At 69.5% G+C, this 17,234-nt stretch carries 14 protein-coding genes; 1 reads left to right on the forward strand and 13 read right to left on the reverse strand.

Going from position 1 to position 17,234, the window contains the following annotated elements; genetic code table 11:
• Positions 1-171: 171 nt before the first annotated feature.
• The 5 genes from NBY69_RS14895 to NBY69_RS14915 form a co-directional block, all read right to left on the reverse strand.
• Positions 172-594 (reverse strand): hypothetical protein, encoded by a 423-nt coding sequence (locus tag NBY69_RS14895; RefSeq protein WP_250301383.1) that lies wholly within the window; start codon positions 592-594, stop codon positions 172-174.
• Positions 595-790: 196 nt separating this feature from the next.
• A complete protein-coding gene (locus tag NBY69_RS14900; RefSeq protein WP_250301384.1) occupies positions 791-1,990 on the reverse strand; it encodes an ATP-grasp domain-containing protein in 1,200 nt (399 codons plus the stop codon).
• A gap of 592 nt (positions 1,991-2,582) precedes the next feature.
• The gene (gene folE / locus NBY69_RS14905; RefSeq protein ID WP_250301385.1) at positions 2,583-3,113 is read right to left on the reverse strand and encodes a GTP cyclohydrolase I; all 531 of its coding nucleotides are present in this window, start codon (positions 3,111-3,113) and stop codon (positions 2,583-2,585) included.
• A gap of 173 nt (positions 3,114-3,286) precedes the next feature.
• Positions 3,287-6,301, reverse strand: coding sequence for an AMP-binding protein (locus NBY69_RS14910; RefSeq protein ID WP_250301386.1), 3,015 nt, complete (start codon positions 6,299-6,301; stop codon positions 3,287-3,289).
• Positions 6,301-6,513, reverse strand: coding sequence for a hypothetical protein (locus NBY69_RS14915; protein ID WP_250301387.1), 213 nt, complete (start codon positions 6,511-6,513; stop codon positions 6,301-6,303). Before NBY69_RS14915 ends, NBY69_RS14910 begins: the two co-directional genes overlap by 1 nt.
• A gap of 1,039 nt (positions 6,514-7,552) precedes the next feature.
• On the opposite strand from NBY69_RS14915, the gene NBY69_RS37350 reads away from it, so the two are divergent.
• Complete coding sequence (locus tag NBY69_RS37350) at positions 7,553-8,452, forward strand: GNAT family N-acetyltransferase (protein ID WP_284348118.1); 900 nt, start codon at positions 7,553-7,555, stop codon at positions 8,450-8,452.
• A 279-nt stretch (positions 8,453-8,731) separates the two neighbouring features.
• Here NBY69_RS37350 and NBY69_RS14930 read toward each other — a convergent pair whose 3' ends face one another.
• From NBY69_RS14930 to NBY69_RS14970, 8 genes are all read right to left on the reverse strand, one after another.
• Positions 8,732-9,961: an MFS transporter gene (locus tag NBY69_RS14930; RefSeq protein ID WP_250301388.1), complete on the reverse strand. Its 1,230-nt coding sequence runs from the start codon at positions 9,959-9,961 to the stop codon at positions 8,732-8,734.
• Between the two features lie 887 nt (positions 9,962-10,848).
• A complete protein-coding gene (locus tag NBY69_RS14940) occupies positions 10,849-11,301 on the reverse strand; it encodes a sugar nucleotide-binding protein (RefSeq protein ID WP_250301389.1) in 453 nt (150 codons plus the stop codon).
• 124 nt (positions 11,302-11,425) lie between these two features.
• On the reverse strand, positions 11,426-11,659 hold the full coding sequence (locus tag NBY69_RS14945; RefSeq protein WP_250301390.1) for an MbtH family protein: 234 nt from the start codon (positions 11,657-11,659) through the stop codon (positions 11,426-11,428).
• 23 nt (positions 11,660-11,682) lie between these two features.
• On the reverse strand, positions 11,683-12,654 hold the full coding sequence (locus tag NBY69_RS14950) for a TauD/TfdA family dioxygenase (RefSeq protein ID WP_250301391.1): 972 nt from the start codon (positions 12,652-12,654) through the stop codon (positions 11,683-11,685).
• Positions 12,651-14,396 (reverse strand): non-ribosomal peptide synthetase, encoded by a 1,746-nt coding sequence (locus NBY69_RS14955; RefSeq protein ID WP_250301393.1) that lies wholly within the window; start codon positions 14,394-14,396, stop codon positions 12,651-12,653. Before NBY69_RS14955 ends, NBY69_RS14950 begins: the two co-directional genes overlap by 4 nt.
• Positions 14,393-15,211 (reverse strand): hypothetical protein, encoded by an 819-nt coding sequence (locus tag NBY69_RS14960; protein ID WP_250301394.1) that lies wholly within the window; start codon positions 15,209-15,211, stop codon positions 14,393-14,395. Before NBY69_RS14960 ends, NBY69_RS14955 begins: the two co-directional genes overlap by 4 nt.
• A 44-nt stretch (positions 15,212-15,255) precedes the next feature.
• A complete protein-coding gene (locus tag NBY69_RS14965) occupies positions 15,256-16,485 on the reverse strand; it encodes an MFS transporter (protein ID WP_250301395.1) in 1,230 nt (409 codons plus the stop codon).
• Positions 16,482-17,228 carry a thioesterase II family protein gene (locus NBY69_RS14970; RefSeq protein WP_250301396.1) on the reverse strand — a complete coding sequence of 249 codons (747 nt, stop codon included), beginning with the start codon at positions 17,226-17,228 and terminating at the stop codon, positions 16,482-16,484. The genes NBY69_RS14965 and NBY69_RS14970 overlap by 4 nt, the downstream gene beginning before the upstream one ends.
• Positions 17,229-17,234 lie beyond the last annotated feature (6 nt).

Consider the following 17,234-nt stretch of genomic DNA (forward strand, 5'->3'; position numbering starts at 1 on the left):
GGTCAAGCGTTCGTGGCAGCGGTGCCACCATGCAGAACAACTGCCCGCAACTTCCCGCAACTTCCCGCAAAGAGGAACGATCGGACTCCGAAGGACGACATCGCAAAACAGGTGCTGCACCGCGCGGCCGTGGGCAGTGGGCGTGCCGGCTGTCCACGGCCGCCCTGCTGCTCAGCGGACGTGCACCGTCACCACGTCAGAGGCGTGCAAGCGCACGGGATTCTTGTCGTGCGTGCTGGTCAAGCCGTACAGCACCGCACGGAATCGCAGGTTGCCGCGGCGCGCGGAGGTGCCATGTGCAGTGACCCGCGCATCGCCCTCGACCGCGGCGCTGCAGGTCTCCTGGTGCCACCCCTCGCCGAAGCCGTTCTCCTCCAGGCACAGCTGATGCAAGTAGCCGGCGCTGTCGTCACCGCCGTGCGCCTTGACCGTGATGGTCTTGCCGACCTGGGCAGTGTGCGGCGCCGTGATCTCCACAGTGCCCTTGGCGAACGCCGGCGCCGCGGCCAGAGTCACTGAGGCCAGACCCAGCGCACCGATCACAGCCACCCGGCCGCCCCGCGCCTTCAACCCGGTCTTCTTCGTCCTGGTCATGGACTTCCCTTCCATGGATCTCTCCCACATGGTGAGACCCAACCCCTTCGCGAAGGCACCCGGTGCGCCTTGCTGACTACCCAGATGAGCTGGCCACCCCGCCCGTTGCACCCCGCTCGCTCCGTTACGAATCCACGACAAAAGGGAACCCACCAGCACGGCAACGTCAATGCCTGCGTACTGGACCTCGCATGGCTTACGCGCCCCAGGTGGTCCGCACCTCGGCGAGCGCCGTCTCTGCCGCCGCCACCGCCTCCTCCGCCGTGTCCGCGCAGGTGATGACATGGCCGATCCGGTCCAGATTGGAAGTCTTGGGCGTGTAGCGGCGTCCGACGACCCCGCGGAACTCCAGATCCTGGACACCGGGGACCTTCGTCGCCTCGTCGACCCCGCTGATCTCCTGGAGAACGCCCTCCCCCGGCAGACACCACATGCGAATTGACGCAGCGCGGCCGATCGGGGTGCGGGGTGCGGGGAGAGGCTCACCGAGCAGTCGCCGCACGTATGACTCGGCGAAGGAGAAGCCGGTGGTCAGCTCGATGAGGCGGGGAATGCGGTCGCCGGGGATACGCGCATTGACTTCGATGACCACCGGGCCGTTGGGGCCGTACCGCATCTCCATGTGGGCCGGGCCCCAGTTCAGACCGAGCTCTGCGGCAGCCCGTCCGGCAGCGTCCAGTACCACAGCCGCGAGATCGTCCTTCGCCCTCGCCGGGAAGTCATGGCCCAGCTCGATGAAGCCGGGGCCCGGCACCAGGTGTTTCCCGGTGAGACCGATGACGGCGCCGTCCATGAACTCGACGCTGAACTCCGGCCCGTCCACGAAGTCCTCGATGAGGAGCCCCGCCACCCGGGGAGTGTCCCGGGTGGCCTCCTCTGCAAAGGCCGCCTTCGCGTGGGCCCGGACCTCGTCGTCACTGCGGCGGACCGCCACGAGGGCGCTGCCGGTGAGGTTGGTGGGCTTCGCCACCACCGGATAGCCCACCTCCCGCGCGGCGGCCACGGCCTCTTCCGGGTTGGTGGCGTACCGCCAATCGGGGCTCAGGTCCGCAGGCAGGGCACACCGTAGCGCGTGCTTGTCCCGGCAGGCCCGGGCCACCGACGGGGACGGCCCCGGCAGGCCCAGCCGCTCGGCCACGGCTGCGACGACGGCGCCCGAGTAATCGTCGGTGGTGCCGACCGCCCGCACATCGGGGAGGTCCGCGAGGACGGCGGTGACGGCGCTGGGATCCGTCGTGTCGCACGTGACGATGCGCAGGCCCAACTCCCGTGCGAACGCGTACGGGATCGCGTCGCGGCACACCAGGACAACCTCGTGGCCCGACTCCAGGGCGATCCGGGCACAGTCGGCGCCCGCCCCTGTATAGGAGGATTCGACGAAAACCAGCGTGCTCATGAATGGCCTTTCTCTTCGGTCTCGACTCTCGGTCCGGCCGCTGCAAGCCCGGCTGCGTTGTTCACTGCCTGACCGGCACCGCCCTCACCACTCCTGCGCGGTCGCCCCAGGGGCCCGGCACCCCGGGGAGAAGGCCCCCGCACTGCTTGGCCGGGTCTCGCCTCTGCCACACCGCGGGGTGTGGCAGAGGCGAGACCCGGCCGCCTGCGGGTCGGTCATGGTCTGCGGATGTGTGCGTGGACCACCGGAGGCACACACCGGCACGGAGTGTGCGGCCCTGTATACCCCCAGGTTCAGGAGAGCTGCGATACGGACCCGCGACAGCCCGTTCAGGTTCCGGAAGCGGCGCGGGGAAGACCTGGCCGACCAGCGCCCGGCCGCGCCGGGCGCTTCCGTATGACGGCCGGCACCTGGCACCGGCCGTCAGCTGATCGTCCAGGTCTTCCCAGCGGGCTACGTCACACGACGCCTGCCTGTTGGCCGGTCAACCGCCGACTCGGTCCCCAGGACCGGCCGGGCGGCAGACCGGCCGCCCGAGCGAAGGACGAACCTGTCGGCGCTGAGCACCAACGGGCGCCTACGCTCACCTGGTTCAGGAAACGCCGTACCGGGCCAGGACCTCGGGGTCGCCCGCGGCCCAGCTCGTGTCGGTCACCACGGTGTGGTCGGAGGGGCCCCGGCTGCACATGCACATGTGCCGGCCCGTCGACTTCACCAGCACGGCACGGGCGTCACCGGACCCCATTATCTCCTGCGCGATGTCCCGTACCAGATGCTCCTGGATCTGGAAACGGCGCGCGTACGCCGTCACCAGCCGAGGAAACTTGCCCAGCCCCAGGATGCGGCTGCCGGGCACGTACGCGATGTCGATCTTCCCGTAGAACGGCAGGAAGTGGTGGGCGCAGATGGAGAAGTAGTTGATGTCGTGGACGCGGACGACGCCCTGGTGCTCGTCGTCCACGAGGCAGGTCGTCTTGAGGATGGTGGACGGGTCGGTCTCGTATCCACTCAGTAATTCCTTGTAGCCACGAATGATGCGGTCCTCGCACTCGGGAGCGCGGAACCAGTCGAGAGCTCGTTTGTCCTCGGTGACGTTCTCCTGGAGCCAATCGGCGATGGTCATGGCGGATGCCTTTCTGTTCTGACGTGCGGCTCGGACGGGGACGATCGGTTCGAGAGCTCAGGTGACGGGCTTCACCTCCGGAAGGGGCGAGATGATCTCAGCGGGAGGGACGGAGGCCCCGCCGAGCGGGCAGGCCGGTGACGTTGTCCGCGTGGGCGTCAGTTCCCGGCCGGTCAGTGGGCTGTGGGGTGCTCCGGGGCCGGGTCGGCCGCCAGTCTGGTGAGCTCCGCGCGCAGTGCGGCGGCCAGCTCCCGGACTCGGTCGTGGTCGAAGTACTCGGTGGCGTGATGGAGATGGAAGTGGATCTCCGGACCGGTGACGACCGGATAGACCTCCAGCGGCCACATCCACAGTCGTTCGCCCCAGTCCAGCGCATTCGCGCGTACACCTGGCAGGTTCACCGCAGTTGAGTAGTCCGACTGCGGCGCGAAGATGACGGGGAACGTTCGGGGATGATGCGGGTCGAGGTCCGGGCGGTAGCGGCGCAGCAGCCAGAGAAAGGACGGCTGGGACTGCTGGAGCGCCGTGCCGATCTCGTCACCGACGGCACGGGCCGCCGCCGCCGGCGCTTCGGGCAGTGCTCCGTAGGGCAGCACGGTCGAGTCGGTGAAACATCCCAGGGTGCTGTTCAGGCACGGGTCGGGTCGCTTGGCGTTCGACAGCAGCAACTGCCCCTCCTGCTGGCCCGTCCATTCCTGGAGCGCCCGGATCAGAGCGGCAGCAATGGCGGAAGGCAGCGTGGTTCCGGCAGCGGCGCATGCCGCCCGCAGTGCCTGGGACTCCTCGCGGTCCAGGCTCCACGAGACGGTGCGCAGGGCGTGGTTCAGCTGGTTGTTCCCGGCTCCGGACCGCCAGGGGAGCCGCATCGCGGTCAGCTGCTGCAGGCGGTCGTGCCAGTAACCGGATCGGTCCGGCCACTGGGATCGCTGCTCTGCCTCCCAGGCTGCGTAGGCCGAGAACTGCAGTGTCTCGCCCGGCTCTTCGCCCGCGTAGGCCGCGGAGATCTGCCGCAGATACTGCTCCTTCGTCCAACCGTCGGAGGCCAGGACGTGGTTGACGAGCACCAGTGCTGTCTCGTCGGGCCCGAGAGGGTAGATGCGTACGCGCATGAGGGGTTCGGTGCCGAAGGCAAAGGGCTGTACGGCGAGCCGTTCGGCGTCGGTCCGGCACCAGATGCGCGGATCGGCGTCCTTCGGGGGACGTACCACCTCGACTGCCGGGTGCGGCGTGACCGAGGACTGGCGTACCTGGGAGCCGGAGCCGGAGAAGGCCAGCCACTGGCCGTCGGCGCTGCGCAGTACGGTGTCGGCGGCCTCTGCCAGACGTGCGGTGTCCACCTGCCCGGTGAGTCGCGCCGCCCACAGGAACTGGAACCGCACGGGTTCGCTGTCGCATCCGATCCACTCCCAGAACCGCTCCTGTGCGCCGGTGAGCAACTGGGGGCCGACAGCCGGCACGGAGCCGAGCCGGGTCCTGGACCGGTGCGGAACCCCCTGGCCGCCAATGCGCGCGGCGATCCGGTACGGCGTCTGGAGGTCCAAGATGTCACGGAGTTCCAGGGTGGTACCGAACTCGTCCTCGATTCTGGTCAGCGCCTGGACGGCTTCGATGGACTGGCCGCCCGCGTCGGTGAAGGAGGAGTGTGCGCCGAGGCCCGGCGCGAGTGGCATGACCTCGCGCCAGATGCCCAGGAGGGTGCGCACCGACGGGTCCTGATCCGCCGTGTCGTCAGTAGTTCCTTCGCCGACGACCAGGGCGGGCAGGGCGTTCCGTTGCAGCTTTCCGGAGTGGGTCCTGGGTAGCTCCGCCACGGCTTTCCAGGCGCCGGGCCGAGGGCCTTCCAGATCTGTGGGCAGCTCGTGGGCGATGTCCTGCACCGGTCGGTCCGTCACCACATACGCGGCGAGGACGGCTGGACCGGCCGGAGGAGTCGCCACCTTGACCCCGGCGTCCCGCACGCCCGGTACCCGCCGGATCGCATCCTCGATGAGGCCGAGGTCGACGCGGATGCCGCGGAACTTGTACTCGCCGTCGATCCTGCCCTCGACGACCAGCCTGCCGTCGGGCAGTTGGTAACCGAGGTCACGGGTCCGGAAGATGCGCAGCGGATCCTCCTCCGCGAAGGGGTTCCGGACGAACCGCTCCCCGTTCAGGTCCGGCATGTTCCAGTAGCCGTTGGAGGCGTGCGGAGTACGGATCAACACCTCCCCCACCTCGTACGGGTCACACCTGCGGTCGCCGTCGGCCACCAGGACCTCGCACTCCGGGAGGGGCGGTCCCACAGCTACCTTGCCTTCGGAAACGACCTCTTTGATGAGGGTCAGATCAATGCGCTGGGCGCACTTGGCGAGCGTCGTCTCGGAGGGGCCGTAGAGGTTGTAGAGGGTGGCGCCGGTCCCGAAGCGGTCTGCCCAAGCATGCAGGTCGCCTTCGTACAGAGGCTCACCCGCCAGGAGGAGGGCGCGCAGCGAGGGCAGTTCGGTGCGCGAGTTCCCGGAGCACCATAGCCGGGCGAGCGTGGGAACGGCGTGCACCAGGGTCACCCCGGTACGGGCCAGCCAGTCCACCGCGGCTGATGAGCGTACGAGTCCGCTCCGGTCCGGGGGCACCGCGAGGCGGGCGCCCGCGACAAGTGGCACCAGCACCTCACGCAGGACGGGGTCGAACGTCGGTGCGGTCAGCTGTGCGCAGATGTCGCCCTGGCCCGCCTGCAGTTCCTGGATCTCCCAGGCGACAAAGTGGTCCAGCCCGTGCAGGGTGCCCTGGATCCACTTGGAACGGCCGGTGCTGCCGGAGGTGGGCAGCAGGTAGGCGGTCCCGTCCGTGAGCCGGGTCGCGCCGGCTTCCGCGCGGCCCACCACGGCCGGGCCTCCGGGCGCTGAGCAATGCACCGTCAGGCATGGTCGGGGGGCGTGCTGTGCCGATTCGGAAGCGGTCTGTGGCAGGAAGATTCCGCCCGAGCGCCAGATGCCGAGCATGACGGCAATCCATTGCCAGCCCTCGCAGTCACGCACCGCGACGACATCCCCCTGCCGCAGACCGGAGTCCGAGAGCTGCCCGGCAATGCGGCAGGTGAGTGCGCTGAACTCCCCCCGGGAAACGGTGTGTTCACCGAACTCGATGAGCGGGGTGCTGTCGTCGTACCAGTCATCGATCCCCGCGACCAGCGCGCTGACCCGGCCGCCCATCAGAGACCTCCCGCCATGCAGCCTTCCGGCGCGGTACGCGTGTACCCACCGCCGGTGACCTGCCTGCTTGCCTCGCCCTGCGCCGGCAGCCCGGTACCCGGCAGTCCTGCACCGTCGACGACGGTGCGGATGTCGCCGACGTTCCGTCCGGATCCGAGGGGGCGCGCCCCCTGTCCGCCCGAGAGCCGGACGGCGAGCGACCGGTCCCCCACTCCTGGCTCCGGAAGGGAACCGTCGCACCTGCCGAACGGGCGTTCCATTAAGAGCGGGAAGGCAAATGACTCAGGGTCAAGCCATCCATCAATATCTGCCGAAGCGGAATAGTTCAAAGTCGGTTCGTCACGCCGTGCACCGAATAATTTCCTCAGGCACATACATTCTCTCAACTCGACCGAGTGCGGACCTGTGTGATCTCGATGAGATCTCTTCCAAGCTCGCACAGAGAATGCGGTAAGTCCAACATGACGAACGCCACTCCACTTCACCCTTGCCCCCCTGGCGCGATCGCGCTACGCGCGCGTCCTTCTATTGTCACTGGTCACCGCATCCGGCTCCCCGCGCCCATGATTCGCCCGCCCACGGAAAGGACGACCTACGCCAACAGGCCACCTGGCGAGATATTCCAGCCACCCCGACTCATTCCTTTCGATGGCTCGAATTAATCGGCGGACTGCACGGTCTCGATTGTCAACCGGTCAGCACAGTCGCAACGAGCGCGCATTTCGCCGACTGAACTGGGGCACAGGCGGAATCACACCTGTCGGCGTCGGCGCGCGCCCGGCCGCAACCGGACCGGCCGGCGAACGAGCGCAGCACCGGCACGCGTGGCCTGTACCGACCCCCGCCCGAACGGAAGTTCGTCCGCGCAGTGCGTGCCCGTTCTGTGTGTGCATAGACAGCCCCATGGGAATTGCGGGCACTTACCGGGCACCGATTACTCGATTGAGACCTGCACAGCATCTCTGCAAATCAGATATTCCTTCGTGGTAAAGTCCACGGCCGACCCGTGGAAGACGGAACGTGAACATCGGCGGAACGGGTTCCGAAATCACGACGGCACTCAAGCGGGCAGCAGATTCCAGAGCATTCACGGCCCGGCGGTTCTTCAGCCGCACACCGGGCACTCCTTACTGGTTCCACTTGCCGTCCGCCCGTGTCATCACAGTGATATCCGGCCAGGACGGGGCATCCCTGAGCCATCCGATCCTACGAGTGACCGGAATCAACCAGCCGACAACGCAAGGAGAAACCATGTCCACAGAAGCCCGCGTCGTTCTGACGGTGGATCTCGCAGTACTGGCCCCCGGCGCCGACGGGTGGGACGTACTGCTGGTCGAACGAGGTACGGAACCCTACCGGGGAGTCTGGGCGTTGCCCGGTGGCAAGGTCGACCGCGACGAGTCGCCCGAGGCCGCCGCGTGCCGGGAACTCGCCGAGGAGGCCGGGCTGACGCTGGAGCGGTACGACCTGACGCCGCTGTCCTGGTACGCGGCTCCGGACCGCGACCCGCGTGGCCGGTATGTGAGTCTCGCCTACGCCTGCCTGTTGCCGGAGCGCCCCGCCGTCCGGGGCGGCAGTGACGCGGCGGAGGCACGCTGGTGGCCGCTTGCTCCTTCCGGGCTGCCTCAGCTCGCGTTCGACCACGGTACGGTCCTCAGCGCCGTACGCCGCATCACCCCGCGCGGCTGCCCCGGCCCTGTGGCACTACGCAGGCCCGTACCGACCGACATCTCCGCGATTGCCGGCCTGCACAACTGCGCGCCCGACGCGGTCGGCGCCCACGCCGGTCCCTGCGACAAAGACCTGGAAGACTTCTCCGCCCGCTACCTTCACGACGGGAGCGATGTCGTCATCGGCTCCCTCGGTGGCTTTCTCCTCGCCACCGGAGCCCTGCGCCCCGCTGCGGGCGACGACACCGGGAAAATCGAGTGGATGCGGGTCCATCCCCGGTGGCGGGGCCGGGGCTTCGGCGGTCTGGCACTGGAGTACCTGGAGCAACGCGGCACCGAACTCGGCTACCGCCGTCTGGTCCTGGAAACCACCGAGGACCAGCACGCCGCTCTCGCCCTCTGCCGGCGCAACGGCTACCACCAGACCGGCACGGCCACCGAGGCGAGCCTCTCGACACTGCTCTTCGAGAAGCAGTTGTAGCGGCCCCTGGAGCACTGGTGTCCGTGCCCACGGCGGCCGGTGCTCCAGGGGGCCGAGGGATAAACGTCGGGTGGGTGCGAGACGCAGTCGCAGATGACCCGTGACCCGGGCGGGCCGTAGCAGGCCCGCTCGTGGCCGGCCCTCGGCTTCCCCGGGGACATGTGCCTCGGCACCGGACATCGGGACGTTCCGGGGATAGGCAGTGACGAGCAGGATCTCCGTGGCGGGAGACGGCCGCCCCGCCGCCGGGAAGTACGGGAGCGGGAAAGGCCAGTTGAGTCAGGGGCTTTCCGTCAGGGGATCCAGCGCCCCTTCTTTCCGGGGCAGTTGGTCGTCGGCCGGGATACGGCGCAGGAGAAGCCAGTATCCGGCGCCTGCCAGGGTGCCGACGACGGCGCAGGCCGCCCACAGCATGTCGGGCCCGTAGCCGTCGATCACCACCCCGCCGAGCAGTGGCGCCACCAGCGAGGCAGTCGCCCAGGACAGCGTGTAGACACCTTGGTAGCGGCCCTTGGCGTGGGCAGGGGAGAGCTTGGTGACCAGGTCCATGTTCACTGGCGCGTGCAGGACCTCGGCCAGCGTCCACACCACAAGGGCCAGCGAGTACCCGACAGCGGAACTCGCGAACGCGTTCAGCCCGAATCCGTAACCGCACAACAGTGAGGCCAGCACCAGCAGTCGCATCCGGGCGGGGCGGGCCAGTAGCCGGGTGACCGGGATCTGCAACACCACGATCAGTAGCCCGTTTCCGCTGATGACCCACCCGTACTGGGCGGCGGACAGTCCGTCACGGTTCATGGCGATGGGCAGCGCGGTGGCCGACTGCTGGGTAATGGTGATCACCAGGAAGGTCAGGCCCGCAACGGCCATGAAACGCCCGTCGCGCAGTACGCTGCCGAGCCCGGTGCCTCCCCGCGTCCCCTCGCCTTCCGCGGCCGGTCCGGGCTTGGTTTCCGGCAGCTTCCGGAAAACAATCAGGGCGCAGGCCAGTGTTGCCGCCGCCTCGCCGAGGAAGAGCCACAGGTATCCGTGCGCGACGATGAGTCCGGCGGACGCCGAGGCCACCGCGAAACCGATGTTGATCGCCCAGTAGTTCAGCGAGAAGGCCCGACTGCGGTCCTCCGCGGGCACCATGTCGGCAATCATCGCCTGGACAACGGGTCTGGAGGCACCGGAGGCAGCGCCGAGCAGGCACGACAGCCCGGCGATCATCAGCGGCTGGGAGGCCAGGCCCAGGGCGACGGTCAGGGTGGCCGTGGCAAGTTGCGCCAGCAGCAGCGTCGGACGCCGCCCCACCCGGTCGGCGAGGACTCCGGCGACCACCGAGGAGACAGCGCCCCCGGTCCCGTACAGCGCGACGACCAGCCCCGCATAACTCGCCGAGTACCCCTTGACCGCGGTGAGGTACAGGGCCAGGAAGGTGGCCACGAACGAGCCGAGGCGGTTGACCAGCGTGCTCGTCCACAGCCACCAGAAGGCGCGTGGCAGACCCGAGAGCGCGCTCTTCACCGAATGACGGCGGGGACAGGCGGCCTGATGGACAAATGCAGGAACACAAGCATCCTTTCCTGGGAACGGACAGGACAGGGCGATGTCGCTGGAGCGGCTGCCGCCGTGCGCATTGTGGACCATCCTGCTCGCTCGGCGGTCGGCCAAAACCGGAACCGGATGTCCGGTGTGTCACCCCGCACCACGCCCCCGGTTCGGGCGCCGCGGTCGGGTAACTGATCTGCTGCCAGGATTCGTTGGGGATGCTGAGGACGGCCTGTTTGATGGAGGGGTTCGTCCCGGTCGTGACCGAGGAGTAGGCGCCGGACCGGCGGCAGGCGGCGATCACCCCGGCGTTGTAGAGCTGCGAATCCGCACGCGGGATCCGGGTGGGGGCCGGTGCAGCCGGCCTCGACGGCGGTGCACAGCGTGGAGTTGAAGAGCATGCCCGTGAGTGAACGCACGCGGGAACGTACCCAGCGTCGACGGGGCTCGGATACCGCCGAACACGGCAGGCATCGCACCGTGGCGCAACATGCCCAGGTCGTCGATACTGTCCGCGCCCGCAACCATGCCGCCCACGACGCTGGTGACCTTGGCGTCCGCCGCGGCCCCCGCACCGTTCCTCGCCCCGGTCAGCTTCACCCTCTCGGCCACCAGCCGGGACAGCCCGCACCGCTCGGCCAGCCGCAGCACCGGGACCAGCCCCGCCTGCGCGATCAGATTCGAGTCATCGAACGCAGCGGAGACCGAGCCTGAAGAACTCCCGTCATCGCAGGTCCCAGGGCACTTTCTCGTTTCGCGACTCGATCGCCGTCCCCGCCGTCCGCGTGACGATGGCCCGCGCCTGCCCGGCCGCGGAGCGGGTCGCCGCGCTCACGGAGCGCCCATAGCCGCCAGCGTCCGCACTACCTCGGGGGGCGTCGGGAGCGCGGCAATGTCGTCGGCGAGGTTCCGGGCTGATACGGGACGGTCGCGGTGCCGTCGTAGATGAAATCGGTGGTCACGAACACCGGAGTCGCGCCGACGCTTGCGCATGCCCGGCTGATGTAGCGCGGGCCGAGTGCATTGACGGCATAAGCCTCCGCCGGCACTTCGTCGCAGCGGTCTGCGGGCATCAGCGCCGCCGTGTTGATGACCGCGTCCGGCCTGGTTCTCTCGATGGCGGCATTCACCTGTTCGGGACGGGTGATGTCGAGGTCCGAATGCCCGAGGGCGGTGAGCTGTTGAACGTGCGGATGCGTCGCCGCTGTCTCTTGCACCGCGGTACCCAACAAACCGTCAGCGCCGAGCAGCATTATTCGCATCGGACGACGCCGCCCGTTGTTGGCTTGCGCGTCATTTTCTGGGTAGTCCAGCACTACCTCTCCCGGAACTGGCTATGAGTAGTCAGAGACAAACCGCGTCTGTGGTGCGCCAGTTGAGGCTATGCCCCTGGCGCGGGCCGTGAAACCCGAGTTTCGGGAGACCCCGGAGTCGCCTGAGTCACACGTGGCGATCCCCGTCCGAGGCCCCATCCAGCGCCGCCGCCACGCTCCGCGGACGCATGTCCGTCCACGTCTGCTCGATGTGCTCCAGACATTCGCTGCGGCTGTCCGGGCCGTACTCAGCGCGCCACCCGGCGGGAATCGCCAGGCCGTTGGGCCACAGCGAGCACTGGTCCTCGTCGTTGCGCAGCACCAGGAAGGTGCCGTCCTCGTCGTCGAAGGGGTTGCTCATAGCGTTCTCCACAGGTTGCCGGGTCAGGTCATCGCAACGAGGATTCGGCGCTCGCCGGTGAAGGGCTCGCGGCCGTGTGCCATCCGCATGTTGCCGACGAGCATGATGTCGCCCTGCCGCCAGGGCAGCGCGAGGGAGGCGCGGTCGTAAGCGGCACGCACCGCCGCCAGGTCGGCGTCCGGGATCGGACTCCCGTCGCCCAGCAGGGCGTTGCGTGGCAGGCCGTCCTCGCCGTAGGTCTCCAGGAGCACGTCGCGCAGCTCCGGCTCCAGGCTGGACAGGTGGAACAGGTGCGCCTGGTTGAACCACACCTCGGCCCCGGTGCCCGGGTCGACGGCGGTGGCCGGGCGGTGGTACCGGGTGTGCAGGACGTCGCCGTCCCAGTGGAACTCCTGGCCGCGGGCGCGGCAGTGCTGTTCGACGTCGGAGCGGTCCTCGGTCTGGAACGCCTCCTGCCAGCTCAGCCCCATCTCGGCGCGGAAGGTGCGGGTGTAGACGACGCCCTTGGCGAACCGCTCCCTGACCTCGGCCGGGATCAGGTCGAGGACGGCGGCGCTGTCGGCGATCGGCGTGGCCCCGCCGGTCCCCGGGGCGGTGTGGCAGTAGAAGCTCACCATGGAAGGCCAACTGGCCGCGTACGAGCTTTCGTTGTGCATCGGAATGAACTGGTCGGCCGGGTACTCGGTCGAGGTGTAGATGTTCCCCTTGACCGCACTGCGCGGGGTGGACCGCTCGGTGTAACGCAGCAGCTCGCCGCCGACGACCTCGACGACGTCGTGGAAACCGTCGATGCCGTCGCCCTCGGCGGACAGGCCATGCAGCAGGATCAGCCCGTCGGCGGCGAGGCGCTCCCGCAGCTGCGGGCCGTGGGAGCGCACCCAGTCGGGGCCCGCGCCGCCGAGCGGCCCCAGGTCGTACTCGGCGCCGGTGGTGAGCCCGCCGCGGGGCCGAGGGGTGATCCCGCCGAGCGCGGTGAGCGTTGCAGACCTGGTCACTTGGGCACTCCTTCCGTGAGGGGCGAGGCGGCGGAGGCAGCCTCCGGATCGGCCGCGAGGATGCGGCGCACCGTGCGCTCCCGCAGGACGGTGGTGAGGTCGAGGCGGATCCCGGCCTTGCGGGCCGCGGCAACCAGCTTCAACGCGGTGATGCTGCTGCCGCCGGACGCCACGAAGTCGGCGTCGGCACCGACCTCCGGGACGGACAGGGCCTGCGCCAGCAGCTCGCACAGCAGCGTCTCGGCCGGGCTCCGGCCGCCCGACTCGGCCTCCGGCGGCGGGGGTTCGGGCAGCGCCGCCCGGTCGAGCTTCCCGTTCGGGGTGAGCGGCAGTTCGGTTACGGCGACGAACGCGGCCGGCACCATGTGCGGCGGCAGCGCCCCGGCCGCGTGCCGCGCCAGCGCGGCGGCATCGGGCTGAGCACCGGGCCCCGGGACGACGTAGGCGACGAGCCGGCGGGCTTCCGCCTCGCCGACGGCGGCTACCGCGCAGTCCCGCACGTCCGGTCGGCTGCGGAGCACGGCCTCGATCTCGCCGGGCTCGATCCGGTAGCCGGAGACCTTCACCTGCTCGTCCGCGCGCCCGAGGTACTCCAGGTTGCCGTCCGGACGCTCGCGCACCAGGTCGCCGGTGCGGTACATCCGCGACCCGTCGGCGGCGAACGTGTCCGTGACGAACCGTTCGTCGGTCAGCTCCGGACGACCGAGGTAACCACGCGCCACCTGGGCGCCCCCGATGTACAGTTCGCCGACCGCGCCAGCGACCACTCGCTTGCCCTCCGCGTCCAACAGGTACAGCCGCGTGCCCGGGAACGCCCGACCGATGGGGACGGCCCCCGGGTCCACGGCGTCGCCGGGGCGGAGGACGTAGGCGCAGCAGCCGACGGTCGCCTCGGTGGGCCCGTACTCGTTGACGACCGTGACGCCGGGGCACGTGGCGCGCCAGTCCCCGAGTGCCGAGCCGGTCAGCGCCTCGCCGCCGAGCACCAGCTGCCCGGTGGGCAGGAAGGAGTCCGGGAGCAGCCGCAGCAGGGGAAGGTGCGACGGGGTGGCCTTGAGGAAGGTGGGGCGCGCCGCGGCGGCGGGCGGAGGCTGTTCCCCCGACGCGATCGCCTTCAGGTCGAGGAGGTGGATCGCGCCGCCGCTCACCAGCGGGCCCCACAGGCTGGTCACCGCCATGTCGAAGGACACCGACCCGTGCAGCACGGCCCGCCCGGCCAGCCCGTCGTAGCGCACGCGGGCCTGCGTCAGATAGGCGCCGAGCGCGCCCTGTTCGACCAGCACGCCCTTGGGGCGGCCGGTGGAGCCGGAGGTGTAGATCACGTACGCCGGATCCTCGTCCCGGACCACGGGCGCGTCGAACGGGCGGGCGGGCGCGAGCGCCTCGTCCAGGGTGAGCGTGCGCCCGTCATCCGCGGGATGCTCGGCCAGCACCAGCGCGGCGCCGCAGTCGTCGAGGATGTGCCGGTGGCGATCCGGCGGGTCGTCGTCGGCGAGCGGCACGTAGCCCGCGCCCGTCAGCACCACCGCGAGGAGCGCGGCGACGAGTTCGGGGCCGCGTGCAAGGCGCACCGCCACCAGCGCGCCGGGGCGCGCGCCGCGGGCGGCGAGCGTCCGGGCGGTGCGCTCGGCGTGGTGTTGCAGTTCGCGGTAGGTCCATGTCCGGTCGCCGTGCACGACGGCGTCGGCGTCGGGGACCCGGGCTACCTGGGCGAGGAAGGCGTCCCGCAGGGGAAGGGTCATCGGCAGGCCTCGTGTTCGCGAAGGAGCGCGGCCAGCGCGGCCGCGACCTGCGGGGAGTTCAGCAGGTCGGCGCGGGCGAGGTCGAAGCTGTGCTTGGTGTCGGTGAAGTCGGCGCCCCGGTGCTCGCGGGAGGTGAACGAGGTGGCGGTGCGCCACTGCGGGGCGGGCGGCACGTCCCGCGCCGCCGTCAGATAGGCCAGGTAGGAGTGGAGGACGGCGGCCAGTTCGGCGCCGAACGAGGCGTCCAGGCCGAGCCGTTCGCACATCAGGTCGCAGCCCTTTCGGTACAGGGCGGCGTACCGGTCGGCGACCGGGATCAGCCCGCTGGGGGCGTACGTCTGCTGGATCGCAGCCATCTCGTCCAGCAGGCCGGCGCGTTCCTCGTTCGTGAGGACGTCCATGCCGTCGATCAGGCTGCGGAAGTCGCGGGTGAGCGTGGAGATATCGGGTGCCCCCGGGTTGAACAGCACGACCTGTGGTCGGTGGCCCTCCCGCGTGGTGAGGGTATCGGCGAGAGCTGAGGCGAAGACGCTGCCGGCGCAGTAGCCGACGAGGGCCCGCACCGGGCGTCCCGCGAGGACTGTGTCGAGTCCGTCGGTCCACCACCTCAGGTGGCCGGCGCCGGTGGCGGTGGACCAGTTGCAGTCCGAGGTGGGCGGGACCGCGTGCCAGACCTCTACCGGGTCGGGGAGCAGGTCGCACAGGTGACGGAAGGTTGCCTCTTGGCGGCCCGTTCCGTAGAAGTCGACGGCGAGTACGACGCCGGAAGCGTCCCCTGCGCGGATCCGCGACCAGTTCACCGAGTTCTTGGACACGATCGGTCTACTCCTCAGCCTCGACGAGTTCATCTGCGGACGGTTCAAGATTTGCCGGCATCGAGGACCAGGGTGCGGCGACGCAGGACGGTCATGACGGCGATCGCGACGGCCACGACGAAGGCAGCAGTGACGGTGAGGGTGGGTCCTTGGGAGTCGAGCAGTACACCTGCGGCGGCGCTGCCTGCGGCTGACCCTCCGTTGTTGGCCGTGGACACCCAGGTGTTGGCCTCGGTCGGCGCGGTCCTGGACACCGTCACCAAGTCATTGACCAACAGGTAGGCGGTGGTGAACAGCGGGGCGAGGCAGAGCCCCACGAGGAAGGCGAACATCCCGGCCAGGACCGGACTCGCGGTAAGGCACAGCGGTAGCACCATGAGCGTGAACCCGGCGACGAGTACGGCGAACCGTTGTACCGGGGTCGAGCGCCAGCTGATTCGCCCGTAGGTAAGGCCGCCGACCGCGCTGCCCGCCGACAGCAGTGCCAGCAGGACACCGCCTGCGCTGGGCGAGCCCGCGCGCTCTGCGATGAACGGGAACATGACCTGGAGCACCCCGACGACCAGGCCGACTCCACCGAAGGACATCACGATCGTGCGCATCCCGGGCAAGGCCATGGGCCGACCGTGCGGCTGTTCCTCGTCTGGCGTGTCCGAGGCGGGGGCAGCGGCGGTCGCCGCGGACAGCACGAAGCAGACGGTACCGGCCGCGATGAGCACCATGACTGTGACCATCGACGCGAGGGGCGCGGCGACTGCGATCAGACCGCCGGCAAGTAGTGGCCCCACAGTGAACACCACTTCCTCGGTGACTGAGTCGAGGGCGTAGGCGGTGTGCAGTAGTGGCTGACGCCCATGCAGGATCTTCGCCCACAGGACGCGCATCGTCGGCCCCAGTGGCGGCGCGAATACTCCCGCGGCCGCGGCGGCGCCGAGCAGCGCCACTGTGTGCGCTCCCGTCTCGGCCAGCGTGATCAGCGCGGCAATCCCGAGCAGATAGGGGATAGCCAACCAGATCAGTCCGGTTCGTGAGCCCTTACGGTCGATCAGTCGGGCACGGGCGGGTGCGAACAAGGTCAGCGTGGCCGACAGCGCGCCGGAGGTGAGTCCGGCGATGGCGAAGGACCCGGTTGCGTCGCGGACCGACAGCAGCAGCGACAGCGGCAGCACAGCGAAGGACATGCGGGCGAGGCAACTGCCGAGTAGCGGCATCCGCGCTTCGCGCACGGCCAGCACGGCGAGGTAGGTCGGTCTTCCGGTGACGTGCGTGGTCATACCACCACTGTTTCTAGGTCTGCGGCAACGCGGGCGAGGACGGCCGCGCGGTTGGTCTCCACAAAGTAGTGGCCGCCCGGTAGAACGACGACCTCGCAGTCGCGCGCAGAGCATGCCCGCCATTCCAGGGTGGCCCGCCAGTCGGTCCCGTCGTCGTCGGCGCCGATGTAGACCTTGAGCGGCAGGTCGAGTACGGGGGGCCGCGGGCGGTGGTAACGGTCCCCAGCTGCGATGTCGGCGACCAGGGTGGGCAGCACAGCTTGCATCAGCTCGTCACTCAACAGGGCACTGTCCCACGGGCGTTCGTCTCGCAGAGTGGCTGCCAGCTCGTCCTCGGTTGCAGGAGAAGTGACGCTCGGCGCGACTTGCGGAGGGCGGCAAGCCGCAGCGATGAGCAGGCTCGGGGCGCGGCCCCGCGCCGCGAGCCGCGCCGATAGTTCGTACCCCAGCAGGGCGCCCATACTGTGGCCGAGGACAACTGTGGGCACGTTGCTGGGTGGCAGTGCCGCGCACAGTTGCTCGGCGGTCTCCTCCAAGGTGGCCAGTGGCGGTTCGGCGAACCGGTCGCCGCGGCCCGGCAGATGCGCGACGAGCATCTCCACTCCGGACGGTAGTGCGGCGGGCCAGTCCTTGAAGACTGCGGCGGTGCCGCCCGCGTAAGGCAGCGCGCACAACCGCACCCGGGGCGGGCCGTCGCATCCGCGGCTGTACCAGGGGTTGATACGGGTGAGTGTGAAGTCCATGTCGGC

It is taken from the genome of Streptomyces sp. A 4/2 (assembly GCF_940670765.1).
In the GTDB taxonomy this organism is placed as follows: domain Bacteria; phylum Actinomycetota; class Actinomycetes; order Streptomycetales; family Streptomycetaceae; genus Streptomyces.